The sequence below is a fragment of the Spongiactinospora sp. 9N601 genome, assembly GCF_044326295.1.
GTDB lineage: Bacteria > Actinomycetota > Actinomycetes > Streptosporangiales > Streptosporangiaceae > Spongiactinospora > Spongiactinospora gelatinilytica.
In genome coordinates this window covers 1-21892 of sequence record NZ_JBIRBB010000032.1, presented here as the reverse complement: position 1 = coordinate 21892, position 21892 = coordinate 1, and the positions used below count along the sequence as shown (strand labels likewise).

The 21892-nt window shown below is 69.8% G+C and carries 25 protein-coding genes; 11 read left to right on the top strand and 14 right to left on the bottom strand.

Translation table 11 applies throughout. The features are described from left to right. Window positions 1–9: 9 nt before the first annotated feature. On the bottom strand, window positions 10–846 hold the full coding sequence (locus ACH34R_RS42245; RefSeq protein ID WP_397567248.1) for a TauD/TfdA dioxygenase family protein: 837 nt from the start codon (window positions 844–846) through the stop codon (window positions 10–12). A 264-nt stretch (window positions 847–1110) separates the two neighbouring features. Here ACH34R_RS42245 and ACH34R_RS42240 point away from each other — a divergent pair, with 264 nt between their 5' ends. The 3 genes from ACH34R_RS42240 (at window position 1111) to ACH34R_RS42230 (ending at window position 3138) form a co-directional block, all read left to right on the top strand. After that, complete coding sequence (locus ACH34R_RS42240) at window positions 1111–1698, top strand: TetR/AcrR family transcriptional regulator (RefSeq protein ID WP_397567247.1); 588 nt, start codon at window positions 1111–1113, stop codon at window positions 1696–1698. 77 nt (window positions 1699–1775) lie between these two features. Then, on the top strand, window positions 1776–2474 hold the full coding sequence (locus ACH34R_RS42235) for a type 1 glutamine amidotransferase domain-containing protein (protein ID WP_397567246.1): 699 nt from the start codon (window positions 1776–1778) through the stop codon (window positions 2472–2474). A 10-nt stretch (window positions 2475–2484) separates the two neighbouring features. Further along, window positions 2485–3138, top strand: a complete 654-nt coding sequence (locus ACH34R_RS42230) for an NAD(P)H-binding protein (protein ID WP_397567245.1) — start codon at window positions 2485–2487, stop codon at window positions 3136–3138. 1 nt (window position 3139) lies between these two features. On the opposite strand, the gene ACH34R_RS42225 is transcribed toward ACH34R_RS42230, so the two are convergent. Continuing rightward, window positions 3140–3319, bottom strand: coding sequence for a hypothetical protein (locus ACH34R_RS42225; RefSeq protein ID WP_397567244.1), 180 nt, complete (start codon window positions 3317–3319; stop codon window positions 3140–3142). Between the two features lie 92 nt (window positions 3320–3411). Here ACH34R_RS42225 and ACH34R_RS42220 point away from each other — a divergent pair, with 92 nt between their 5' ends. Next, complete coding sequence (locus ACH34R_RS42220) at window positions 3412–3861, top strand: LysR substrate-binding domain-containing protein (protein ID WP_397567243.1); 450 nt, start codon at window positions 3412–3414, stop codon at window positions 3859–3861. 187 nt (window positions 3862–4048) lie between these two features. On the opposite strand, the gene ACH34R_RS42215 is transcribed toward ACH34R_RS42220, so the two are convergent. Continuing rightward, window positions 4049–4348 (bottom strand): hypothetical protein, encoded by a 300-nt coding sequence (locus tag ACH34R_RS42215; protein ID WP_397567242.1) that lies wholly within the window; start codon window positions 4346–4348, stop codon window positions 4049–4051. Beyond that, on the bottom strand, window positions 4329–4655 hold the full coding sequence (locus tag ACH34R_RS42210) for a hypothetical protein (RefSeq protein ID WP_397567241.1): 327 nt from the start codon (window positions 4653–4655) through the stop codon (window positions 4329–4331). Before ACH34R_RS42210 ends, ACH34R_RS42215 begins: the two co-directional genes overlap by 20 nt. A gap of 281 nt (window positions 4656–4936) precedes the next feature. On the opposite strand from ACH34R_RS42210, the gene ACH34R_RS42205 reads away from it, so the two are divergent. Next, window positions 4937–6280, top strand: coding sequence for a hypothetical protein (locus ACH34R_RS42205; protein WP_397567240.1), 1344 nt, complete (start codon window positions 4937–4939; stop codon window positions 6278–6280). Between the two features lie 16 nt (window positions 6281–6296). Here ACH34R_RS42205 and ACH34R_RS42200 read toward each other — a convergent pair whose 3' ends face one another. Beyond that, on the bottom strand, window positions 6297–6716 hold the full coding sequence (locus ACH34R_RS42200) for an SSI family serine proteinase inhibitor (protein ID WP_397567239.1): 420 nt from the start codon (window positions 6714–6716) through the stop codon (window positions 6297–6299). Between the two features lie 66 nt (window positions 6717–6782). Between ACH34R_RS42200 and ACH34R_RS42195 the strand changes: the two genes are divergently transcribed. Both ACH34R_RS42195 and ACH34R_RS42190 read left to right on the top strand, forming a co-directional pair. Beyond that, window positions 6783–7025, top strand: a complete 243-nt coding sequence (locus tag ACH34R_RS42195) for a hypothetical protein (RefSeq protein ID WP_397567238.1) — start codon at window positions 6783–6785, stop codon at window positions 7023–7025. A gap of 250 nt (window positions 7026–7275) precedes the next feature. Beyond that, a complete protein-coding gene (locus tag ACH34R_RS42190) occupies window positions 7276–7734 on the top strand; it encodes a hypothetical protein (protein ID WP_397567237.1) in 459 nt (152 codons plus the stop codon). Window positions 7735–7894: 160 nt separating this feature from the next. Here the strand turns inward: ACH34R_RS42190 and ACH34R_RS42185 are convergent, their stop codons facing one another. Both ACH34R_RS42185 and ACH34R_RS42180 read right to left on the bottom strand, forming a co-directional pair. Further along, window positions 7895–9415, bottom strand: coding sequence for a hypothetical protein (locus tag ACH34R_RS42185; RefSeq protein ID WP_397567236.1), 1521 nt, complete (start codon window positions 9413–9415; stop codon window positions 7895–7897). A gap of 89 nt (window positions 9416–9504) precedes the next feature. Beyond that, window positions 9505–10869, bottom strand: a complete 1365-nt coding sequence (locus ACH34R_RS42180; protein ID WP_397567235.1) for an MFS transporter — start codon at window positions 10867–10869, stop codon at window positions 9505–9507. A gap of 103 nt (window positions 10870–10972) precedes the next feature. On the opposite strand from ACH34R_RS42180, the gene ACH34R_RS42175 reads away from it, so the two are divergent. From ACH34R_RS42175 to ACH34R_RS42160, 4 genes are all read left to right on the top strand, one after another. Beyond that, complete coding sequence (locus ACH34R_RS42175) at window positions 10973–11806, top strand: helix-turn-helix domain-containing protein (protein ID WP_397567234.1); 834 nt, start codon at window positions 10973–10975, stop codon at window positions 11804–11806. A gap of 98 nt (window positions 11807–11904) precedes the next feature. Beyond that, complete coding sequence (locus tag ACH34R_RS42170; protein WP_397567233.1) at window positions 11905–12507, top strand: superoxide dismutase; 603 nt, start codon at window positions 11905–11907, stop codon at window positions 12505–12507. A gap of 83 nt (window positions 12508–12590) precedes the next feature. Continuing rightward, window positions 12591–13007 carry a helix-turn-helix transcriptional regulator gene (locus tag ACH34R_RS42165; RefSeq protein ID WP_111167412.1) on the top strand — a complete coding sequence of 139 codons (417 nt, stop codon included), beginning with the start codon at window positions 12591–12593 and terminating at the stop codon, window positions 13005–13007. Then, window positions 13007–13930, top strand: a complete 924-nt coding sequence (locus tag ACH34R_RS42160) for a cation diffusion facilitator family transporter (protein ID WP_397567232.1) — start codon at window positions 13007–13009, stop codon at window positions 13928–13930. Before ACH34R_RS42165 ends, ACH34R_RS42160 begins: the two co-directional genes overlap by 1 nt. Before the next feature lies 1 nt (window position 13931). Here ACH34R_RS42160 and ACH34R_RS42155 read toward each other — a convergent pair whose 3' ends face one another. The 7 genes from ACH34R_RS42155 to ACH34R_RS42125 all read right to left on the bottom strand — a co-directional run bounded on the left by ACH34R_RS42155 (window position 13932) and on the right by ACH34R_RS42125 (window position 21023). Then, window positions 13932–14615 carry a hypothetical protein gene (locus ACH34R_RS42155; RefSeq protein ID WP_397567231.1) on the bottom strand — a complete coding sequence of 228 codons (684 nt, stop codon included), beginning with the start codon at window positions 14613–14615 and terminating at the stop codon, window positions 13932–13934. Beyond that, a complete protein-coding gene (locus ACH34R_RS42150; protein WP_397567230.1) occupies window positions 14612–15178 on the bottom strand; it encodes an RNA polymerase sigma factor in 567 nt (188 codons plus the stop codon). The genes ACH34R_RS42155 and ACH34R_RS42150 overlap by 4 nt, the downstream gene beginning before the upstream one ends. A 464-nt stretch (window positions 15179–15642) precedes the next feature. Beyond that, on the bottom strand, window positions 15643–18462 hold the full coding sequence (locus tag ACH34R_RS42145) for a BTAD domain-containing putative transcriptional regulator (protein WP_397567229.1): 2820 nt from the start codon (window positions 18460–18462) through the stop codon (window positions 15643–15645). Between the two features lie 187 nt (window positions 18463–18649). Next, window positions 18650–19282, bottom strand: a complete 633-nt coding sequence (locus ACH34R_RS42140; RefSeq protein WP_397567228.1) for a TetR family transcriptional regulator — start codon at window positions 19280–19282, stop codon at window positions 18650–18652. A gap of 117 nt (window positions 19283–19399) precedes the next feature. Beyond that, entirely contained in the window at window positions 19400–20209 is an 810-nt protein-coding gene (locus tag ACH34R_RS42135) for an alpha/beta fold hydrolase (RefSeq protein WP_397567227.1), read from the bottom strand. Window positions 20210–20652: 443 nt separating this feature from the next. Continuing rightward, window positions 20653–20889 carry a hypothetical protein gene (locus tag ACH34R_RS42130; RefSeq protein ID WP_397567226.1) on the bottom strand — a complete coding sequence of 79 codons (237 nt, stop codon included), beginning with the start codon at window positions 20887–20889 and terminating at the stop codon, window positions 20653–20655. Beyond that, window positions 20886–21023 (bottom strand): hypothetical protein, encoded by a 138-nt coding sequence (locus ACH34R_RS42125; protein WP_397567225.1) that lies wholly within the window; start codon window positions 21021–21023, stop codon window positions 20886–20888. Before ACH34R_RS42125 ends, ACH34R_RS42130 begins: the two co-directional genes overlap by 4 nt. Between the last annotated feature and the right edge of the window lie 869 nt (window positions 21024–21892).

Below are 21892 nucleotides of genomic sequence, written 5' to 3'. Positions count from 1 at the left end.
AAACCCCGGTCAGGCCGGGAAGCCCGGTTCGGGTGGGTCGCCGGCCGTGGTGGTGCGGTGCAGGATGCGCGGGACGCCCGGCCGCAGCCGTCCGGCCCGGTGGAGTACCCGGCAGTTGTCCCAGATCACGACGTCGTCGCGACGCCAGGTGTGCCGGTAGACGTACCGCTCGCCGGTCGCGAAGGCGTGCAGCTCGCCCAGCGACAGATCGTCCACCGGCGTCCCGTCCGCCGATTCGATCCTGTCCAGGCACAGCTCACTGAGATAGAACGCCACCGTCCCGGTCTCCGGATGGACGCGGATGATCGGGTGCCGGACCGGCGGGAACCTGGTCGCGTGGTCCGGCTGGACGGGGGCCTGGTGGATCTCGGCGCGCAGGTAGGCCAGCCGGTCGTAGGAGTGTACGCCGTGCGCCTTGCGCAGCACCGCCCGCCACGGCGCGGGCGCCTCCCGGCAGGCCGCCACCATGTCGGCGAACAGCGTCTCGCTCCCCGACGGCGGGATCAGCCGGCCGTACAGGACGGTGTACCTGGTGGGCGCGGGCAGGAACGAGCGGCCTGCGTGCCACCACTGGTCGCCGACGGCGGGAGTGGAGCCGGAGTCGTCCACGACCATGACATCGGTACTGTCGGGGTGATGGTCGCAGACGTCGGACGCCGGTTCCAGCGGCCCGAGGGAGCGGGTGAACGCGGCCTGTTCCAGCGCGGACAGCGGCCGTCCGCGTATGACCACCACGGCGTACCGTAGCAGCGCCTCCCGGATGTCCGGGACCAGCCCGGTCAGCGGACCATCCGAGCCGATCTCGGCCACGAACCCCTCCCGGACAGCGGATATCCCTGCTGACATCGGCGTCTCCCCTCGCACTGCGGCCCCGCAGTCGCGGACCGTCCTGGACAGGCCCGGATGACCCGGGATGCCTCCGGGCCATGTCCCCGACGATGCGGCACCCGGCGATCCGCCGAGAAGAGAAGGGAAGTCATCCGTACAAGCCCGTACAGGCCCGTACAAGCCCCTATGGCCCCGAACGGCCGATCAGCACGGATGGCGGGGCATCCGGACCACGAACCACACAGCTAGACGACCGGTCTAATGGGAGGTAGGGTGTGGAGTATGCCAGCCGGACAGACGGATACCCGTCGGAGCATCCTTGAGGCCGCTCAGCGGATCATGGCCCACAAGGGCTTTGCCGCCGTCGGCATCAATGAGGTGCTCACCACGGCCGGCGTGCCCAAAGGGTCCTTCTACCACTACTTCAGCTCCAAGGACGCCTTCGGCGAGGCGATGATGAAGTCGTACTTCATCGACTACCTCGCCGACATGGACCGCATCCTCGCCGAGCCGGGCCTGACCTCGGCGCAGCGGCTGATGAACTACTGGCAGAGCTGGCGCGAGACACAGAGCGTCGACAACTGCCAGGGCAAGTGCCTGGCCGTCAAGCTCGGGGCCGAGGTCGCCGACCTGTCGGAGACGATGCGGATCGCGCTCAAGGACGGCACCACGGCGATCGTCGAGCGGCTCGCACGGGTCATCGCCGCCGGCGTCGAAGACGGTTCGCTTTCCATTGAGGGCGATCCCGAACAGGTGGCCCAGGTCCTGTACGAGATGTGGCTCGGGGCCAGCGTGCTGGCGAAGGTCCACCGTAGCCTCGCCCCACTCGACGGGGTCACCGCCGTCACCCGCCGGCTCCTGCACCTCTGACACAACGAACAACGACCAACAAGCCATTCGTTTACCGCGTTATAGACGACCGGTCTACTAAAGAAAGAGTAAAAATCATGAAGGTTCTGATCGTGCTCACCTCCCACGACCGGCTCGGCGACACCGGCAGGAAGACCGGCTTCTGGCTGGAGGAGCTGGCCGCGCCGTACTACCGCTTCAAGGACGCGGGCGCCGAGATCGTACTGGCCTCCCCGAAGGGCGGCCGGCCGCCGCTGGACCCGAAGAGTGAGGACCCCGCCTCCCAGACCGACGAGACCCGCCGTTTCGACAAGGACGAGGAGGCCAAGGCCGCCCTGGCCGACACCGTGCGCCTGGACTCGGTCTCGGCCGACGACTTCGACACCGTCTTCTACCCCGGCGGCCACGGCCCGCTGTGGGACCTGGCCGAGGACGCGGACTCCACGCGCCTGATCGAGACCACCCTGCGCTCGGGCAAGCCGCTCGCGCTGGTGTGCCACGCGCCCGGCGTCCTGCGGCACGCCGTCAAGGCGGACGGCGCGCCGCTCGTGCAGGGCAGGAGGGTCACCGGGTTCACCAACTCGGAGGAGGCGGCGGTACAGCTCACCAACGTCGTCCCGTTCCTGGTGGAGGACGAGCTGGTCAGGCTCGGCGGCGTCTTCTCCAAGGCGGGCGACTGGGAGCCGTACGTCCTCCAGGACGGCCTGCTGATCACCGGCCAGAACCCGGCCTCCTCCGGCCCGGCGGCCGACGCCCTGCTCAAGCTGGTCAACGAGGTCGCTCATGCGCGCAAGTAAGGTCGATGAAATGAAAGTCTTCATTGTGGGCATCGTGGGAGGCATCGGTTCCCGGCTCGCCCGCCGCCTCCACGCGGACGGCGACCAGGTGGACGGGCTCTACCGCCGCCCAGAGCAGGGCAAGGCGCTCGCGGCGGACGGCATCGAGGCCACCCACGGCGACCTGACCAGCCTCACCGCCGCCGGCCTCGCCGATCTGATACGCGGCACCGACGTGCTCGTCTTCTCCGCCGGGGCCGGCGGGGAGGGCGGGGCCGAGGCCATCACCAAGATCGACGGGGACGGGCTCACCACCGCCGTCGCCGCCGCCCGCCTCGCGGGAGTACGCCGGTTCGTGCTGGTCTCGGTCTTCCCCGAGGCCGGGCGCGACGGGCATGTGTCGGACACCTTCGAGCACTACATCGACGTCAAGAAGCGAGCCGACGTCGAGCTGGCCGCCACCGACCTCGACTGGGTGATCCTGCGCCCGGCCGCGTTGACCGACACGCCGGGCACGGGGCGGGTCAGCCTCGCGCCGGCGCTGATCCACACCGAGGTGACCCGCGACGACGTGGCCACCACCATCGCCGAACTCGTCCACACCCCCGAGATACGTCGGAGCATCCTGGAACTGACCGAAGGGCCGACGCCGATCGCCACCGCCGTCGGCCGGCTGGTGGGGTGACTCAAGGTCGGCCGGAAGTCCCGTCCGCCGCGAAGGACACGGGGGCCTTGGGGGTCGTGTCCACCAGGAGCCGGAAGACGTCCGGACGGGAGTAGTGGCCGATGACGTCGAAGTCGTACTTGGCGCGCACGATGTCGTCCAGGTCGAGATCGGCCACCAGGACGGCCTCCTCGTGGTACACCGGTCCCCGGCCAGGACGTCGCCCAGCGGCCCGATGATCGAGCTGCCGCCGTTGGACACCAGGGTGTCCGGATCGTCCCCGAAGGGGCGCGGGTGGTCGTCGGGAAAGTCGCGGACGCGCATGACCTTGTCGGCCGCGAGCACGAAGCAGCGGCCGGCCGGACCGGGGCGCTGACCAGGGCGGAGTACGTCGCCGCGCCGCACGTCATGATCTCGGCGCACGGCACGCGCGGGATCGTGGACGACGTACTTGAGGCCGAGGACCTGCGGCGGCACGTCCTGGCCTCGACGGCGCACTTCGCGATGGTCCCGCTGCTGCTGACGCGGAGCACCGCCGTGGCGACGATGCCCCGGCACGTGGCGGAGGTCCTGGCGGCGGCCTTCGGGTTGGAGATCTGCGAACCGCCGTTCCGGCTGCCCCGCTTCACCGTCAGCGTGCTGTGGCACCACATGAGCGCCAAGAACCCGGCGGTCATGTGGCTGGTCCGCACCATCGCCGAGGTTTCCGGGCACGTCGGCGGCGTCCGGCACGTCCCGGACTGACGGTGGATACGAGCGGGCGGCGTTGTGGGGCACGCCGCCCGCCCGCAGGGCGCGGCACGGCCTAGGGAAGGTGTGGAGCGGCCGCCGCGCGTCTCAGGTGGTGGCGCGGGCGGGGGGCCGGCCTTGTACCCGCCCGCGCCGTACGGCACGGCGGCGCCCCTCACCCGCACCACGCCGCCGTGCCCGCTCAAGAAAGGCCCTCCCACGCGTCCCCGGGCACCGTGACGGTCACGCCGTCCTTACGGTGCGCGGTCAGCCGGGTCGGCCCGTACACGTACCCGATCCCGACCCACGACAGCCGCGCGTACCGCACCCGCCCCCGGCCCGACGGGCAGGCGTCCAAGACCTCGAACATGGCGTCCTCGGCGGCGGCCGGGCAATCGCTCACCCCGCCCGCACCACGCCCTCCCGCCTGGACCTCCCATACCGCCAGCAGCGGGCGTACCGTGCAGCCGACCAGGAAGCCTTCAGGCCAGCGCAGTGTCATCGGGGTTGCTCGCCGATCGCAGGAGCGCGTGGTCAGCGGCCAGGGCCTCGGCCGCGCCGGCCACGGTGCAGCGGTGGACGTACAGCGGGATGCCGGGGTGCAGCATGCGGGGGCTGTGCCACCAGATCCCGTCGTCCTGTACGACCGCGACCAGACCGGGGGCTAGCGACAACCGCACCCGGCCCTGATCATTGACCAAGTCCGAGTGGATGCCGCGCAGGGCGAGCACGTACTGCAATGCGCGTGCGGTCTCGGGCGGAGTGGCGATCGCCGGAGAGATCGGGCGTATCTGCCAGAATGCGAGCATAAAGGAATTCATCCGCGATCACCGAATACGTTCCCCTCGTTAGCCGGCGACGCCGTACGATCGTGCATCGTGGTCGCACCTCCTGCGTGCGATCTAGGGGCCCGCCGAACTCTTGGCCGTTGTTCGGCGGGTTCCGCTGTTTCAGCGGCCCTCAGTCTCCTCGGTACGCGAGGCGCGGGTAATCCCAGATCGGCACGCGGATTCACCCTGCGTGAACGACGAACGGGGGATACATTAAGCATGCTTTAGGTCAGCGATGGTCATCCCGGAGGGCCTGGAACATGGCGAAGCGGACGGCAGACCCGGACAAGCTGAACCACGCACTGCACAAGGCTCGCATACAGAAGGAATCTCCTACCTGGTCCGGGACCGAGCTTTCCCGGCAGGAGCTGGCAGAGCTGGTCAACAAGTGGATTCACCAGCATTCGGGGCAGGTCTCTGCACTGGACGCCGGCTACATCGGCAAGCTGGAACGCGGCGAGATCCGGTGGCCCAGCGCCTCTTATCGATCCGGGTTGCGGGCGGTACTAGAGGTGCAAACCGACGCAGAATTGGGCTTTTCTCCTCCTCGTAGGACTTTGCAGCCTATTGATACCGTAGACGACGTGGATCGCAAACAGTTTCTCTCAGCCGCCGCACTCGGCCTCGGGGCCTCCTTCGCCCCATCCGCACTTTCCGAACTCATCGAACCCACCAAACCCACCCCAATCCCCGCAAAAATCGGAGCGACCGAAATTCAGGGGATTCGGACGGTCGCCCAGACTTTCTCGCAATGGGACGAGCAGTACGGCGGCGGTCTCCTCCGCCAAGCTGTCACCGCACAACTCCGGCACGCCGTCGCCCTGCTGGACGCGCGCTGCCCGGACAAACTGCACGACGAGCTGTACTCCGCAGTGGCGCATTTGAGCGGTGTGGCAGGTTTCATGGCGTTCGACGTCTACGACCACGAGACGGCGAGCCGCCAGTATCGGCTGGCGCTGACGTGCGCCGAGGAGGCCGGTGACTTCCAGCAGCGGGCCATCATCCTGGCCTCGATGGCCCGGCAGGCCCTGTGGCGGAACGACCCCGACACCACGCTCACGCGCATCGAAATGGCACAGGTCCGCTCGGACCGCCTCACCCCCGCCGCCCGCTCCATGCTCTCGGCGGTCCGTTCCCGCGCGCTGGCCCAGCTCGGCCGGGATCAGGAGGCCATCGCGGCGGTCGGGCTGGCCGACGACCTGTTCGCCGACATCACGGCGATCGACGCCTCCGGCCCGCTGCACTGGTACGACGCGGCCGAACACGCCGGAGAGACCGGGCACACCCTGGCCGAACTCTCCCACGCGCCCTCGCGCCAGGAGGGGATACGGCGGCTCACTACTGCCGCCGCCACCCATAAGGACACTTCCGCCAGGGCGCGGGCCTTCACCCAGCTTCTGGTCGCCCGGCTGCACCTAGCGGGAGCCGACCCGCGCGAGGGTGCCGCGATCGGCGCAGACATAGTGACCAGCGCCGCCTCCGTGCGCTCCCACCGTATTCGCGACTACTTGATCGACCTTCGGAAGACCACCCGCCAACACCCGAAGATCAGCGAAGTGGCCGACCTCCGCGACCGCATCAACGTGGCCCTGGCATCAGCCTGACCGATTAAGGTGATGGTCAGAACTTGGTGACATCGCCGAGCGTGGCGTCCGCAACGCACCGGTTGATGAACTCTCTTTCGTACTCGAATCCACTACCGCGCCAGAATCCGTCGACGTTGACAACCACCGGGTCGATGACATGGGGGCAGGGGCGGTGGATGGGCTGGATTCTGCCGAAGTCGCCGCCCGCCTTGCGCAGCACGTCACAGGCCGGCTTCGGGTTGGGGTGGGTGCGGTTGTCGGGGTCACAGCTCAGGCTTGTCGAAACGACCCTGCCGCTAATCGTGTAGGTGACGGTGATCTCCATGTACGTGAAGAACCGCGTCCCCGATTCCGTATGCGCGGCGGCTGGATGGGCCGCCATCAACGGCGCCCACAGGGTCACGCCCAGCGCGAGCGCGGCCACTCTGCGAACAAGGGGCAGTACAGGAACCATGAACTCTCCCCTTCCATCGGGCTTACGGAACCATTGCTCCTCCAGCCGGTGAGGGCTTGCTCGTCGGTGAAGGCCGACAACCTCCGCCAGCACATGGCCGCCCACCTCACGGCCGAACAACGCCTCGGCCGTCTCGACCCCGGCATGGACGCCGACGCGGCGGCCACCCTGCTCGTCGGCGCCTGCTACGACCGGGTACTGCCCATCCTGCTCCAGCCCTGGTCACAGGAGCCGCTGGAGTCCCCCGAGCAATTCACCGAATCGCTCGTCCGAACCCTGCTGAACGGCGTCCGCAACAACACTCCCTGACCACGAGGAGCAGGATGCCCCTCGCACGGACGAGGGGCCGACGAAAGCCCACCGCCGACCTCCGGCCCCTCGATCCACCGACCGCACCATGCCGCGGAATGACCTACCCCACGGAGGATGATCACAGGCTGAGCATGGTGTGCGGCAGCCGGACAGCGACGGAGTGTGAGACTGCTGTACCAGAACGGTAAGATGAGTCCAGCCACCAAGATCCCTGCCATGCTGATCACGTCCGGCTAGCGTTCGGGGCATGACGTCACCGGCCTACGTGCCTCCCAAGCAGGGCCCCTCCAAGTTATGGGTCCAGACCGGCCCGCTCGACCTCAACCAAGCCCTCACCCCCACCTATACGCAGATCCACCCGGCGGGCCTGACGATCACGATCCCCTTCCCCGGCGTGTGGGAGATCTCCTACCACGCCCGTTCGGTGATCAACGTGGGCGCCGCGAACTCCCACCAGTGGGCCGGCACGGTCCTTTACAAGGGGCAGAGCCCCATCGAGGGCAGTCAAGCGCTGGCCGGTGGCGGCGGCCCCGCGAATCTGGTAGGCCAGGCCACCGCCGGACAGACGATCTTTGCGGAACTCGACGTGAACGACGTCGTAAGCCTTTACGCGAAGTCCATCGGCACGGCGGGCAACAACGCCTCCATCCTCAGCAACGCCGACGGCCGCACGGCGATCGCAGCCCGCTGGGTCAGCGCGGTTTGAGCCCAGCGGTGTGAGCTTCGGGACCTGTGTGCGGCGTGCCCGCGGTCGCGCCCTCCCGTACAGGGCGCGGTACCGTGCCCTCCGGTGCGCAGTCAGCCGATACAGCCCGATCGGTTGGCGGGTGCGGGCCTGATGCCATCACATATCCGTGATCCCCGCCTCAGCCGGCCACGGCGGTGAGCGGGCGGAGGCGGGTGTGCCTCGGCAGGGCGGTGCGGTGGCCGGTCAGGCGGTGTTCGTCCCACCACCAGGCGAAGGTGGCGATGTCGGTGGGGCCGAGGGGCACGGGGGGCGGGGTGCGGGTGACGGTGTACGGGGGCAGAGCGGCCTCGCCGCCGCGGTAGCGGGCGGCCGAGCGGCCGAACTCCAGGTTGCCCGCGATCATCTCCTCCACCGCCCTGGTGTAGTGCGTCAGGTCGGGTGAGCCGAGGGCGCGCAGGCGGGAACCGAGGCACACGACGCGGTCCATGGCCTGGTTGTGCAGGGTGATGACCCGCCGGAAGGCGGTGTCGAGCGCCCCGTCGTGCTCCCGGACGGCGGCGGCCAGGACATTGACGTCGTGGGGTGCCTCGGCCTGCTCCTTGGCGTAGGAGAACAGGTCGTTGTAGAGCGAGAGCACCAGGACCGCGGCCTCGGTGTAGGCCCGGAAGACGCCCCGGCAGGCCACCTCGTCACTGATCCACAGATCGTGCGTGATGGGCAGGATGCCGATGATGCCGCCGCACCCGGCGGTGTAGAAGCGGCACGCGGCGGCCTCGCCCATGTCGGCGCGCACGGCGTCGTCCTGCCCCGCGAACTCCCAGCCGAGACTGCTGATGAACCCCTTCACCGCCTCCGCGAAGCGGCGGTACTGGACGGGCGTGCCGATCGCGGCGGCGCGGCGCAGCACGTCGACCATGGGCGCGTTGACGGGGTGCCCGCAGGGCTCGGCGAAGCAGGGGTCGTCGAGCAGGCGCTGCCATCGACCGGCCCAGGCCACCGCCTGCGCCGGGGTGGCTTGCGCGTACTTGCCCGAGTAGGCGTCGTCGAAGGGGAACAGCACGGTGATCAGATCGACGCCCAGGCGGTAGCGCTCGTAGTCGGCCGCGCCCGGATCGAACAGGCCCCACCAGTAGCCCGCGCGCTCGCTCTCGATCTCCGCCCACTGGCCGGGCGGCCACTCGATGTCGAACGCCCGCAGCCAGGCGATCGACTCGTCCGCCGCACGCTCGGCCGCCGGGTGCCGGCGGTGGGCGAAGGGCTGGAACAGGGTGGGGGGCCGCGCGGGCGCATCGGTGAGGTCGGCCAGGACACCGACCGGCGCGCCCGCGCCCGCGCCGCAGGCCGACGGGTGCCCCGCAGCCGCGGCAAAGATAGGCGAGTGGACCGCAGCCATGCCAAGGGCGGGCGAGTGATCCACACCCGCGCCGCAGTCCCACGAGTGACCCCCAGTCGGGCCACAGGCAGGCGAGTGGTCCACGCCCGGGTCGGAGACCGGTGAGTGATCCACGCCCGGGTCGGAGACCGGTGAGTGATCCACGCCCGGGTCGGAGACCGGTGAGTGATCCACGCCCGGGTCGGAGACCGGTGAGTGATCCACGCCCGGGTCGGAGACCGGTGAGTGGGCCGCGGCCGGGCCGCAGGCGTACAGGTGGGCCCCGGCCGTGCCCAGGCCGGTCGGCCGACCGGTGAATCGCGTCATCAGAGGCCCTTTCGCAGCGGCCGAAGGAAGAACCCAGGGAGCGGGATGTTTCGGTCGCCGTCATTCTTTCACAATCCGTATCCGATTATCTACTTAGGGTTACGAAATGGCAGGAAGATCGCGATCAGTGCCGCCGCCGCCAGCGGTACGGCCGCGTTGGCCAGCAGGCCGGCGTGGATTCCGGGCAGTACGCCCGCCGCGGACGGGCCGGTCGCGGCGGCCACGACGGCGCTGATCACCGGGATGCCCAGGGTCATCGCGACCTGCTGCGTCATCGTGGCGATGCCGGTGGCCAGCCCCTGTTCGTGGTCGGGGATGCGGGAGGTCGCGGTGACCGTGAAGGCGACGACCGCGGCCATGTTGCCTGCGAAGCACGCCCCGACCACCACGACCACGAGCGTGATCGCGCCCCGGTCGGTGCCGGTGAGCAGGAGCAACGCGGTCATGATCCCCTGTATGGCGAGCCCCGCGGATAGTACGGCGTGCGGGCCGTACCGGCCGATCAGGGCCGGGGCCGCGACGGACCCGGCGAAGGCGGCGAGCCCGGGAATCCCGAGCGCCAGGCCGGTCACCGTGGCGGAGTACCCGAGCACGTCCTGAAGGTAGATCGTCATCAGGAACGTCGTCGCCGTGGCCATCCCCACGGTGGCCAGGCCGCCCAGATTGCCCCACTTCACCGTGGGCCGCCGGAGTATCCCGGCGGGCACCAGCGGCCGGGGGCTGCGCCGTTCGATCCACAGGAACGCCGCGAGCAGGACGGCCGCCAGCAGCAGCGCGGCGGGCTCGGTGGTCACGCCGTACACGAGGGCGACCATCCCGCCGGTCACGGTCAAAGCGCCGGGCGCGTCGAGCGCGCCCCCGGCCTCGCCGCGCCCGCGCGGCAGCAGTCCCGGAGCGGCGGCGAGTACGGCCAGCGCCACCGGTACGTTGATCAGGAACGCCCAGCGCCAGCTCAGCGCGCCGGTGAGCACGCCGCCGAGCAGCGAGCCCGCGGTGAACCCGGTCGCCATCAGCGCCCCGCTGAGGCCGAGCGCGCGTTCCCGCAACGGCCCTTCGGCGAAGGAGGTGGTGATCAGGGACAGCGCGGCGGGCATGGTGATCGCGGTGGCCAGGCCCTGCGCGACCCGGGCGGCGAGCAGCGAGACGGGATCGCCCGACAGCCCGCCCGCGGCCGAGGAGACCGCGAGGATCACCATGCCGGTGAGCAGCAGCCGCCGCCTGCCGTACAGGTCGGCGACCCGGCCGAACAGCAGCGTCAGCCCGGCCGCGGGCAGCGCGTAGGCGGTGGCGACCCATTGCAGCGCGCCGAGGTCCAGGCCGACCGCGCCGCCGATGGCGGGCAGCGCGACGGTGAAGATGGAGAAGTCGGCGGCCAGCATGAACTGCGCGCCGAGAAGAATCACCAGGATCATCCGTTCGCGACCGGTCATCCTGGTGCGGGTGTCGACGGTCATGCGGCCCACCCTGGACGGCCCACGCGGGCTTACCCAGCCACCGGCTTTTCCTACCACCGGCAGGGTCAGGCTGAGCGGCAGCGAATCGCCCATACTGCTACATATGGAACTAAGTGCCGAGCTGGCGGCCTTCCTACGTTCCCGGCGTGACGCGATACTGCCGCAGGAGGCGGGCGTCAGGCCGTACGGCGGGCGGCGCCGTGTCCCCGGCCTGCGCCGCGAGGAGCTGGCCCAGATCGCCGGGCTGAGCGTCGCTTACTACACGCGCTTGGAACAGGGCCACGGCGGCAACGTCTCCGACGCCGTACTCGCCGCCATCGCCCGCGCGCTGCGCCTCAACGCCGACGAGCGGGCGCACCTGTTCCGCATCTCCCACCCGGTACGGCACGCGCTGCCGCCCGGCCCCGAGCACCTGCCGCCGGGCAAGCGCGCGCTGATCGACGCGATCGAGGCCGTCCCCGCCATGATCGTCGGCCGTCGCGCCGACGTACTCGCCTGGAACCGCCTGGCCCACGCCCTGCTCGCCTGGCACCTGGACTTCGATCGGCCGTACCGGGAGGACCGGCGGCCCAACCTGAGCCGGATGGTCTTCCTGGACCCCGCGCACCGCGCCCTGTACGCCGCCTGGCCCGCCAAGGCCCGCGACCACGCGGCGTTCCTGCGGGTCGTTGCCGGGCGCTATCCCAACGACCCCGACCTGACCCGCCTGATCGGCGAACTGACGATGAAGAGCGAGGAGTTCGCCGGGCTGTGGGCCGAGCACCCGGTACGCACCTGCGCCTCGGTGACGGCCCGGTTCGAGCATCCGCGCGCGGGCCGGATGACGCTCGCCGAGGAGGTGTTCGAGCTTCCGGAGGACCCGGGGCAGCGGCTGGTGATGTTCACCGCCGAGCCCGGCTCCCCCTCAGCCGCGGCCGTGCGCCGGCTGCTGCCATAAGCCGGCCGGAAAGCCCGTGATTCACGGGCCCCGGCCCTTCGCGGCCTACTGCGTGAGTATCGTTGTTGCATATTATTCGCAACAAGGGGAGCCTACGTATGGGCCAGTACTCACTTCCGGACATGCCCTACGACTACGCGGCCCTGGAGCCGGCGATCACCGGGGAGATCCTGGAGCTGCACCACGCCAAGCACCACGCCGCGTACGTGAAGGGCGCGAACGACACGCTGGAAAAGCTCGCCGACGCCCGCGACAAGGGCGAGTTCGGGGGGCTCGTCGGCCTGGAGAAGACCTTCGCCTTCAACCTCTCCGGCCACGTGCTGCACACCATCTTCTGGGAGAACCTCTCCCCGGACGGCGGCGACCGTCCCGACGGGGCCCTCGGTGACGCCATCACCGAGCACTTCGGCTCCTTCGACAACTTCAAGAAGCAGCTCACCACCGCGACCAGCACCGTCCAGGGCTCCGGCTGGGGCGTGCTGGCGTGGGAGCCGCTGGGCCGCCGCCTGGTGGTGGAGCAGGTCTACGACCACCACGGCAACGTGGGGATGAACACGACGCCGCTGCTGGTGTTCGACGCCTGGGAGCACGCGTACTACCTCCAGTACCGCAACGTCCGCCCGGACTATGTGGAAAAGCTGTGGGGTCTCATCAACTGGGACGACGTGATCCGCCGCTTCGAGGCCGCCAAGGGCGTCTGAGCGCCACCGCGGGGTGCCCTGGCCGTTTCCGGTCAGGGCACCCCTGTTGACAGACCGCCGCGCCCCAGAGTTATCTTGCTCATATGAATAGGTCTTCAGACGTCAAGGGTCTGATCGACATCGACGGCTGTTCGGTGCGCGTCGTGGACGCGCCCCGGGTCGCCACGGTGCGCGAACGGATGCCCGCCACCCAAGACCTCGACGACACCGCCGACGTCTTCGGGCTGCTGTCCGACCCGGGCCGGCTGCGCCTGCTGGTCTCGCTGCTGGACGGGGAGCTGTGCGTGTGCGACCTCGCGGCGGTGACCGGCCAGAGCGAGTCGGCGGTGTCACATGCGCTGCGCCTGTTGCGGGCGCACCGCATCGTCGCCGTCCGCCGCTCCGGCCGGATGGCCTATTACCGCCTTGAGGACCCCCACGTGCGGATGCTGCTCGACCTGGCGCTCGCCCACACCGAGCACAGCGAACTCATCCATCCCGAGCGCGGCGAGCAGAGCTGATGGGCACCGGACACGGACATGGGCACGGGCACGGCCATGTGAGCGGCCACGCAGGCGCCAAGCACCGCTGGCGGCTGGCGGTCTCCTTCGGCCTGATCGGCTCGTTCTTCGTGGTCGAGCTGGTGTACGGCCTCCTCTCCGGCTCCCTGGCGCTGCTGTCGGACGCCGGTCACATGGCCGCCGACGTGGTCACCCTCGGCGCGGCCCTGGTCGCGACGCGGATCGCGACCCGCCCCGACACCACCGGACGCCGCAGCTACGGCTCCTACCGGGCCGAGGTGTTCGCCTCGCTGCTGGCCGTGGTGATGATGCTCGGCGTCGCGCTCTACGTGGTCATCGAGGCGATCAGCCGGATCGGCGGCCCCGCCGAGGTGTCCGCCGGGCCGATGCTCATCGTGGGTGCGATCGGCCTGGCGGTCAACGTCGCCGCCCTGCTGCTGCTCCGGTCCGGAGCCAGCGAAAGCCTCAACGTGAAGGGCGCGTACCTGGAGGTCATGGCCGACACGGCGGGCTCGGTCGGCGTGATCGTGGCGGGCTGGCTGATCACCACGACCGGTCAGGCGTACTGGGACACCATCGTCGCCCTGGCCATCGGCGCGTTCGTCGCCTTCCGCGCGGTCTCGCTGGGCCGGCAGGTGTTCGCCGTACTCGGCCAGCACGTGCCCGAGGGCATGGACGCCGCCGCGGTGGCCCGTGACCTGGCCGGCATCGATGGCGTGTGCGACGTCCATGACCTGCACCTGTGGACGCTGACCTCGGGCATGAACGTGGCGACCGTCCACCTGGTCACCGGCGAACCGGGCGACAGCCACGCCATACTGGACCGGGCCCGGCACCTGCTACGCGAGCACCACGGCGTGGCGCACGCCACCCTCCAGGTCGAGCCGCGCGACCACACCGGCTGCGACGAACTGGGCTGGTGACTCAGCTACCGGCGGGCGGGGTGGCGTCACCGATCTCGTAGGCGTAGGGGTCGTCCTCGACCTTGCACGGCGCGATCGGGCCCTCCACCAGGCGGCCGGAGAACGACCAGACGACGCCCGGCTTCGCAGCGCTGACCTGCTCCGCGTTCTCCGCGGCCTCGATCAGCACCTGCTGGCCCGGCTTGATGTGCTTCGGATAGATCGTGATGCCCTCGTGCGGAGTGATGGCCTTGGCCGAAGGCGTGTTGTCCAGCAGATCACGGGCCTTCTTCTTGACGGCGGGGTCCTTGCTCCCCAACTGCTCTGGGGTGATCTTGACATCGTCGCCCGCGAGCGGCTTGGCCCGGCCGGAGGCACAGCGCTTGCCCAGCGGCAGATAGGTGATGTCGGCGCTGATCCCGAAGCGGGCGAGGTCCTTCTCGACCTGGTCGGCGTCGCGCAGCTCGCGGATCTTGAGGTTGATCGAGCCGTCCGCGCCCTTGGTGAGCGCGTACGCGGGCGACTCCTGGCCGGTCACCAGGGGTACCGTCAGCGCCGCCGCCGCGGCCACCCCGACGACCCCGGCCCCCGCCAGGAATCGGCGGCCCGGACTCCAGCGCAGCACCGGGGACCGCCGCCGCGCCGCTCGTTCGGCGACCTCCGCCTTCAGCTCCATGAGCAACTTGTCCTTGAAACCGCTGTTCATTTCGTTCCTCCGATCGCGGGCATGATGCCGGGAACCTGTTGAATCGAGCGTCTGGCCCGGTGCAGCCGTACCCGGGCCGTGCCCTGCCGGATGCCGAGCGCCGCCGCGGCCTCGGCGGTGCTGAGGCCGTCGATGGCCACCAGTTCGAGCAGGGCCCGGTCCTTGTCCGGCAGTTCGGCCATCCGGTCGATGGCCAGGCGGGCCGAAGCCTCGGCGTCGATGCGTTCTTCGAGACGGGCGATGTCGTCCCCGTCGAGCAGCCGGCGGCCCGCTATCTTGCGGTTGGCCCGCTGCTCCCTGACGGACCTGCGGCGTTCGGCGAGCAGGGTGTTGCGGGCCACGCCGTACAGCCAGGCGATCTCGCTGCCCCGGCCGGGCCGGTAGGTGTGCGCCGAGTCGAGCGCGGCGAGGAACACCTCCGCGGTGAGATCCGCGACGGAATGCGGGTCGATCACCCGCCTGGCCAGGAACTTCGTCACGTCGTCGAAGTGGCGCTCGTAGAATGCCTCGAAGGCGGCGGGATCACAGGCGATGTCCGCCAATCCCGTCTGTCTCAACTTCACCAAAGCTCCTTTGCCGAGCGTCCCAACACACCCCCTCCTTTGCCGCTGGCCGGCGGTCGTTACAAAAGAGGTGGATGTTCGCCCGCGGGACGCCGGGGGAGCTTAGACGAAGTCGGCGTAGGTGGGCGGGCAGAGTTCCCAGGCCCCGTCGATCATGATGTCGGCCAGGTCCTCGGACTGCGCGGTGTAGACGATGTCGCGGATCGGGTCGCGCATGAGGAGCACCCATCAGACATGATGGACATGACTCTGTCCGCGCTCGTATACGAAAGCTATACAGCGGCGGGATTCAATCTTCTCTGGGGCAATCGCTCGCGAGAGCGCCCGCTACGGTCACGGCCTTCCGTCCCTGTGGCCGTGGCGTCATCCAAGGCGATGCCCCCGGCCGTTCTGGCCGCAGCGGAAGGGGATGGGGGCGGCAACGGGGGCGCGCCCCCATCCGGGAACATGTCGGGCATGCGTGATCACTTCATCACCTGGGCGGCCTCGGCGCGACACCCCTCCGCCGCGTCGATGTCGCCCACGGCGGCGTACGCGTCGGCCAGCACGAGCAGCGTCCGCCCCAGGTACGAACTCCACCCCCGCACCCGCCACAACCCGACGGACTCCTCCAGCCGGCGCACCGCCGACGCCGCCCGCCCTTCGGCCAGGTCCAGCCCGCCCAGCACGGCGAGGGAGTCGGCCAGGTGGTGCGACAGGTTGTACTGCCTGCTCATCGACTCGGCGGTCTCGGCGGTCCGGCGTGCCCGCTCGTCTCCGGTGCGCGCGTACAGACCGGCCAGTACGACGAGGGTCAGCGTCTCCGACGACGGGTCCGGGGAGGCGTTGCAGATCTCCAGCGAGCCCATCAGGCACTCGTGCGCCTCCTCGAACTCCCCCGCCACGGTGTGCGAGATGCCGAGGAACTGCAACGCGGTCGCCTCGAAGCGGCGGTTGCCGATCTCCTTGGCCAGCGCGAGCGCCTGCCGCAGGTGCGGGGTGGCCTGCTCGGTACGCGTCTCGCCGTGTGCGACGGCCATCGCCAGGTGCGCCCGCGCCTCGCCGCCGGTGTGCCCGGTCTCCGCGGCCAGGCGCAGCGCCTCGCGGCCGTGCTCCAGGGCGCGCTCGCTCTCCCCTGCCGCGGCCAGGCCCCACGCGCGCATCGCGTACGCGTCGGAAAGCCCGCGGCGCTCGCCGATGTCGCGGAACATCTCCACGAGCAGCGCGGCGTTGCGGTCGAGGGCGGCCATCGCCTCCCCGTCGTAGCCGGTGCCGATCCAGGTCGTGACGTCCAGCAGGCCGCGCAGCATCACCGCCTCGCCGAGCCGGTTGCCGGTCTTGCGGCACAGCTCCAGCACGGGTTCGTTGACCCGGCGGCAGTCCTCGAAGTAGCCCCTGACGTCGAAGTAGCGTTCCATCGAGGCGGCGAGGTCCCAGGCGAGGTCGTCCAGGGAGCGGGCGCACGCCTGGCGTACCGCGGCGATCAGCGCCCGGCGTTCGTCGGCGAACCACGCCATCGGATCGGCCAGGTACTCGCGCACGACGGCGGCCGGCGGCTCCCACCGGGCGGCCGGGCCGTGGATGATCGCGTAGCAGGCTCCCGGCACGTGGACCATCGCCCGCTCGGCCAGCGCGAGCCAGCCGCCGAGGGCGCGGGCGAGGGCGTCGTCGTCCTCGGGGGAGGTGTGCTCTCTGGCGTACAGGCGGACCAGATCATGAAACCGGTAACGCAGATTGCCCGAACTGTCGGTGCCGAACGCGGTCAGCAGTTGCGCGTCGACCAGCTCGTCCACCAGCGCCTCGCCCTCGTGGATCGAGCAGTCCAGCAGCGCGGCGGCCACCCAGGCGGCGAAGTCGGGGCAGTCGAGCATACCGAGCAGCCGGAAGGCGCGCCGCGCCGGTTCGGTCAGCCCGAGGTAGCTCAGCGCCAGGCTCGCGCGCACCGCCTGGTCGCCCGCCACGAGCTGGTCGAGCCGGCTGTGCTCGTCGCTCAGCCGCCGGGCCAGCCAGGCCACGGTACGTCGGGGCCGCGCCACCAGCCTGGCCCCCGCGATGCGGACCGCCAGCGGCATCTGCCCGCACAGATCGACGATCTCCGTCACGGCGGCGGGCTCCGCCGCCACCCGCTCCTCCCCGACCACCCGGGCGAACAGCTCGACCGCCTTGACCCTGGGCAGCACGTCGAGGTCCACCAGGTGGGCGCCCGCAAGGCCGGACAGCCGGGTCCGGCTCGTGGCCAGCATCGCGCACGTCGGGCTGCCCGGCAGCAGCAAGCGGACCTGCTGCTCGGTGCTGACGTTGTCCAGCAGGATCAGCGCCCTGCGCCGGGCCAGGTGGCTGCGGAACAGCGCCGCCCTGGCCTGGACGTCCTCCGGCACGCTCAGCCCGGAGATCCCGAGCGCCCCCAGGAAGGCGCTCAGCACGGACGCGGGGTCGGCGTTGCCCAGGTTGGCGTAGAGCTGGCCGTCCGGGAAGCAGTCGATCATCTGGTGCGCGACGTGTACGGCCAGTGCGGACTTGCCCACCCCGCCCATCCCGGAGATCACCACGACGGGCACCGCGGTGTCGTCCTTCAGGCGCTCGATCAGCGCCGTCACCTCGCCCTCCCGGCCGGTGAAGTCGGCGATGTTCAGCGGGAGCTGCGCGGGCGAGGGGGCGCCGCCGTGGGCGACCTCGCCGCGGAGGATGGTCAGGTGGAGTTCGCGCAGCTCGGGGCCGGGTTCGACGCCCAGCTCGTCGGCCAGCAGCCGCCGGGTCTCGGCGTACAGGGTCAGCGCCTCGGCCCGCCGGCCGTTCCTGGCCAGCGCGAGCATGAGCTGGCCGCGCAGCCGTTCGCGCAGCGGGTGCGCGGCCACCTCGCCGACCAGCTCGGCCACCAGGTCAGGGCCGCGGCCGAGCGCGAGGTCGGCTTCGATGCGGTTCTCCAAGGTGGTCAGCCGCCACTCCTCCAGGCGCGGGGCGTCGTCTCCGGCTTCCAGCTCGGCGTACGCGGGGCCGCGCCACAGCGCGAGCGCCTCCCGCAACAGGCCCGCCGCCTTGTCGTGGTCGCCGCGCCGCAGCGCCGCCGCCCCGCCGTCGGCGAGCGACGCGAACCGGTGCAGGTCCAGCTCGCCCTGCCGTACGGCGAGCAGGTAGCCGCCGTGCCGCCGCACGATCCGGTCGGCGCCGAGCACCCGGCGCAGCCTGCTGGCGTAAAGCCGCAGGTTGTCACCGGCGGTGCGGGGCGGCGCGCTGCCCCACAACGCCTCGATCAGCACATGGTCGGCGACCGGCCGGTTGGCGTCCGCGATCAGCGCGACCAGCATGGCCCGTTGTTTGGTGCTTCCCAGTGGTATCCGGGCTCCGTCCTGCCAGACTTCGACCGGTCCTAATATCGCGAAATCCATGTCGCTCCCAACCGGAAGACGTCATCAATCTGCACGAACACCCTAGGAGCGTCAAGCACACCGGATGTGCGCTAACCTGCGAGGGACGTGAGTTCGCCGACCGGCGTCAGCACAGACCGTTGACGACCATTTCCGCGTACGTGCCACCGATCTCTGCCGGCGAGATCGCGCCCTCCCCGTCGAGCCAGGCATGCGTCCAGGCGCCCATCCCGATGATCCCGAACGCCACGATGCGCGGCGGCCCGACCTGCCGGAAGACGCGTTCGCGCATGCCGGCCTCGATCACCTCCACGAAATGGCGCTCGAACTCCTCGCGCTTTCGCTTGATCCCGCCGAAGACCTCCCCGGAAAGAAACCGGCGCTCCTGAAGGAACACGGTCATCTCCGACTTGTAGATGACCATCGGCTCCAGCAGCGCCTCCACGATCAGCCGGCGCAGTTTGGCGTCGGCGCGCAGCTTGGCGTCGGCGACCACCTTGCGGGCGCGGTAGAGCTGGTAGTCGATGAACCGGTCGTGTACGTGGAAGAGCAGGTCTTCCTTGCTCTTGAAGTGGTGGTAGAAGGCGCCTTTGGTGAGGTTGGCGGCGGCGGTGATGCTCTGCACGGACGTCGCCGCGTAGCCGTTCTTCTCGAAGAGCTGGATGGCGCTGGCGAGCAGGGCGCGGCGCGCCCCCTCAGGGTCGCGCACGATCGTGCGCCGACCCTGATCGCTCCGGCTCCTGGGACTGAGATCCGCCACGTCGCCTCTCCACATCGGCCCGCCGCGCCCAACCCTACTCTTCAGACCGATCGGTATCTAAATCGCGGAGCGCACGTCGTGTTCCGGCCTGCTAAAGACCGACCGGTCGGTACGCCATCAGGCCACCCGCTCGCGAAGCACCCGCCGCAGTACCTCGGCGAACTCCTTCGTCTTGTCGACGAACCCGACGTGCTCCCCGGGGAACTCCACCGGCTCGACGTCGAGCCGCGCGCTCAGCGCGGTCGAGGTGTCGTAGGTCATCAGCGGCCGTGATTCCGCGCCGATCCCCACCACGATCCGCGCCGGCCCCGCCCGCAACGCCGCGACATCCGGCACATACCCACTCGTCGTCCGCAGCTCATGGAGGAAGAACCGCCTGCTGTTCTCCAGCAGCTTCTCCGGAAACTCCTCCGGTGCTTCCTCGTCATCGCCGCCGCTCCCGAACGCCTCGATGAACGCCTGCCAGGCCGCCATGGCGCCCTCCTGCCGGTACGTCTCGACGATGCCGTCCACCATCACCCGCTGCTCATCGGCATCGGGCAACAGCTCCAGCACCGGCGGCTCGTGCGCCACCAGCGTCCGCACCCGATCCGGGTACAGCGTGGCCAGCGCGAGCCCGGTCACGGCCCCGCCACTGCTCCCGAACACGTCCGCCGTCTCGGCCCCGATCGCGTCCAGCAACGCGACGACATCCCCGGCCCGCAGCTCAGGCGTGGAATCCTGCTCCGGGTCCGCCAGCACACTGCCCGAGATCCCACGCGGGTCGTGCGTCACAACGGTGTACTCCCCGGCCATCGCCTCCGCCAGCGGCCCGAAGTCCGCCGCCGCCATCGGCGACCCCATCACCATCAACACCGGCCCCTCACCACGCACCTCGTAGTACAGCCGCACGCCGTCGGCCTCCAGGGTGTGAGCAGTGGTCGTCATGAGCGTCATCCTCTCTTCGGCTCTTCGGCCATCACCAACAGGACTCCGTCGATCGGTGGAACTCATCACCGAGCATCCCACCGCCTTCCCCACCCGCCCGGCCCGCCCGAGTGTCACTCCATCACAACGCGATAATCCGGAATTCGCTCCCACTCGCCCACCGAACCCCCACCCCTGCTCGGCCCGGCCACCACGGTTTCCCCACCCTCCGGCACGACGAACGTGCACAACGCCGGCCCAAGATCGCAACCATCACACCAGAAGGCCGGAGTTCCCCTTACGTCATTCACGTCCTCCACCACGAAGACCAAATTCAGCCCCCGCCCCCCACACTCCGGACACCCCATCTCCCCCACCCGCACCGGGTCCTGGTACGCCCGCGAATACGCACTATGCCAGTCATCAAGCCTCGCCACCCCATACGCACCCCGATCCAAGAAGAATCAGCCTTCCGGCACATAACACACCGGCGAGCCCTCAAACCCGTCCCAGTAGACCCACAGCCGACCACAGCCGGGACACCGGAACATCGAGGTACATGCCAGGTAGACGCCCTCAGCGTCAACGGCCCCCTGGAAGCGATCGAAATCGCCGTCCGAGATGATTTTCCATTCAAGCGGATTGGGAATCTCCCCGGAAACCCTGATCAGCCCACCACACGCACACTCGAACTTGGTCACCCGGCACCGGTCCACCCGTCCAACCGGTCGAGCCGCCACACTTCATCAAGCCCCTGCCGGTCCCACCCGGAACCGGCCAGCGTAATGCATAACTTGATGGTGAAATCATCCAACGGCAGAGTCGCAAGCGCCATGCCCGTCTGTCTCCTACCAGCCGTGGTGTTCAACCAGACGCCGACCTCACACGAACTACGCCACTACGTTATCGCCCCGCCTCACGATTCACCGGATAATTCACATCAAACCCACAATGAGGGGGCCAGCCGGCGATCCACCACTCCCCGCCCGCCGAAGGCGTTGGGGTGGCGGACGGGCGCGATGGCCGGTTCGGCCGGTGCTCGGTACGGCGCGCAGGCACATCGCCCGCGAAACACCGAACGCCAGGACGGTACCGGGCACGGACAGCGCCGAATAGGAGGCTCCGCCGTACCGATACACGGCACACGACCTCAGCAGGCGCTTCGGCACACCGAAGACCGCCTCCCGAACCAGCCAGCCCGCACCACCAGGACCGTACCCAGCACGAGCGGCGGCGGGCAGGGGGCTCCGCCATACCCGCACGCGGCACACGATCCCGGCAAACGCTTCAGCACACCCGAAGACCGCCTTCCGGGCGAGTCCAGCCCGCGACACCAGGACCGTACCGAGCACCCGCAGCGGCGAGTAGGAGGCACCGCCGTACCGATACACGGCAAACGCTTCGGCACAGCCGAAGACCGCCTCCCGAACCAGCCAGCCCGCACCACCAGGACCGTACCGAGCACCCGCAGCGGCGAGTAGGAGGCACCGCCGTACCCATACGCGGCAGACGCTTCAGCACACCCGAAGACCGCCTCCCGGGCGAGTTCTGCCCGCGCGGGAGGGCAGGAGGCGGCGGAGGTTGTCACTTCAAGTGTGTAAAGATCGCTTCCGGTAGCCAGAGAGCCGCCTTTACCTGATCCGTCCTGGATAAGCGATGTCGAGTTCGGTGAGCGCCTCACGCCAGCCGATGGTGCGCTGTCCC

Excerpts from the sequence above, each read along its gene's own strand:
- ACH34R_RS42215 (WP_397567242.1), bottom strand. The coding sequence starts at position 4,348 with ATGACACTGCGCTGGCCTGAAGGCTTCCTGGTCGGCTGCACGGTACGC.
- ACH34R_RS42185 (WP_397567236.1), bottom strand. The coding sequence starts at position 9,415 with ATGACGCGATTCACCGGTCGGCCGACCGGCCTGGGCACGGCCGGGGCC.
- ACH34R_RS42200 (WP_397567239.1), bottom strand. The coding sequence starts at position 6,716 with ATGGTTCCTGTACTGCCCCTTGTTCGCAGAGTGGCCGCGCTCGCGCTG.
- ACH34R_RS42235 (WP_397567246.1), top strand. The coding sequence starts at position 1,776 with ATGAAGGTTCTGATCGTGCTCACCTCCCACGACCGGCTCGGCGACACC.
- ACH34R_RS42205 (WP_397567240.1), top strand. The coding sequence starts at position 4,937 with ATGGCGAAGCGGACGGCAGACCCGGACAAGCTGAACCACGCACTGCAC.
- ACH34R_RS42230 (WP_397567245.1), top strand. The coding sequence starts at position 2,485 with ATGAAAGTCTTCATTGTGGGCATCGTGGGAGGCATCGGTTCCCGGCTC.
- ACH34R_RS42155 (WP_397567231.1), bottom strand. The coding sequence starts at position 14,615 with ATGAACAGCGGTTTCAAGGACAAGTTGCTCATGGAGCTGAAGGCGGAG.
- ACH34R_RS42210 (WP_397567241.1), bottom strand. The coding sequence starts at position 4,655 with ATGCTCGCATTCTGGCAGATACGCCCGATCTCTCCGGCGATCGCCACT.
- ACH34R_RS42245 (WP_397567248.1), bottom strand. The coding sequence starts at position 846 with ATGTCAGCAGGGATATCCGCTGTCCGGGAGGGGTTCGTGGCCGAGATC.
- ACH34R_RS42170 (WP_397567233.1), top strand. The coding sequence starts at position 11,905 with ATGGGCCAGTACTCACTTCCGGACATGCCCTACGACTACGCGGCCCTG.
- ACH34R_RS42145 (WP_397567229.1), bottom strand. The coding sequence starts at position 18,462 with ATGCTGGTCGCGCTGATCGCGGACGCCAACCGGCCGGTCGCCGACCAT.
- ACH34R_RS42135 (WP_397567227.1), bottom strand. The coding sequence starts at position 20,209 with ATGACGACCACTGCTCACACCCTGGAGGCCGACGGCGTGCGGCTGTAC.
- ACH34R_RS42240 (WP_397567247.1), top strand. The coding sequence starts at position 1,111 with ATGCCAGCCGGACAGACGGATACCCGTCGGAGCATCCTTGAGGCCGCT.
- ACH34R_RS42160 (WP_397567232.1), top strand. The coding sequence starts at position 13,007 with ATGGGCACCGGACACGGACATGGGCACGGGCACGGCCATGTGAGCGGC.
- ACH34R_RS42190 (WP_397567237.1), top strand. The coding sequence starts at position 7,276 with ATGACGTCACCGGCCTACGTGCCTCCCAAGCAGGGCCCCTCCAAGTTA.
- ACH34R_RS42125 (WP_397567225.1), bottom strand. The coding sequence starts at position 21,023 with ATGGCGCTTGCGACTCTGCCGTTGGATGATTTCACCATCAAGTTATGC.
- ACH34R_RS42175 (WP_397567234.1), top strand. The coding sequence starts at position 10,973 with ATGGAACTAAGTGCCGAGCTGGCGGCCTTCCTACGTTCCCGGCGTGAC.
- ACH34R_RS42165 (WP_111167412.1), top strand. The coding sequence starts at position 12,591 with ATGAATAGGTCTTCAGACGTCAAGGGTCTGATCGACATCGACGGCTGT.
- ACH34R_RS42180 (WP_397567235.1), bottom strand. The coding sequence starts at position 10,869 with ATGACCGTCGACACCCGCACCAGGATGACCGGTCGCGAACGGATGATC.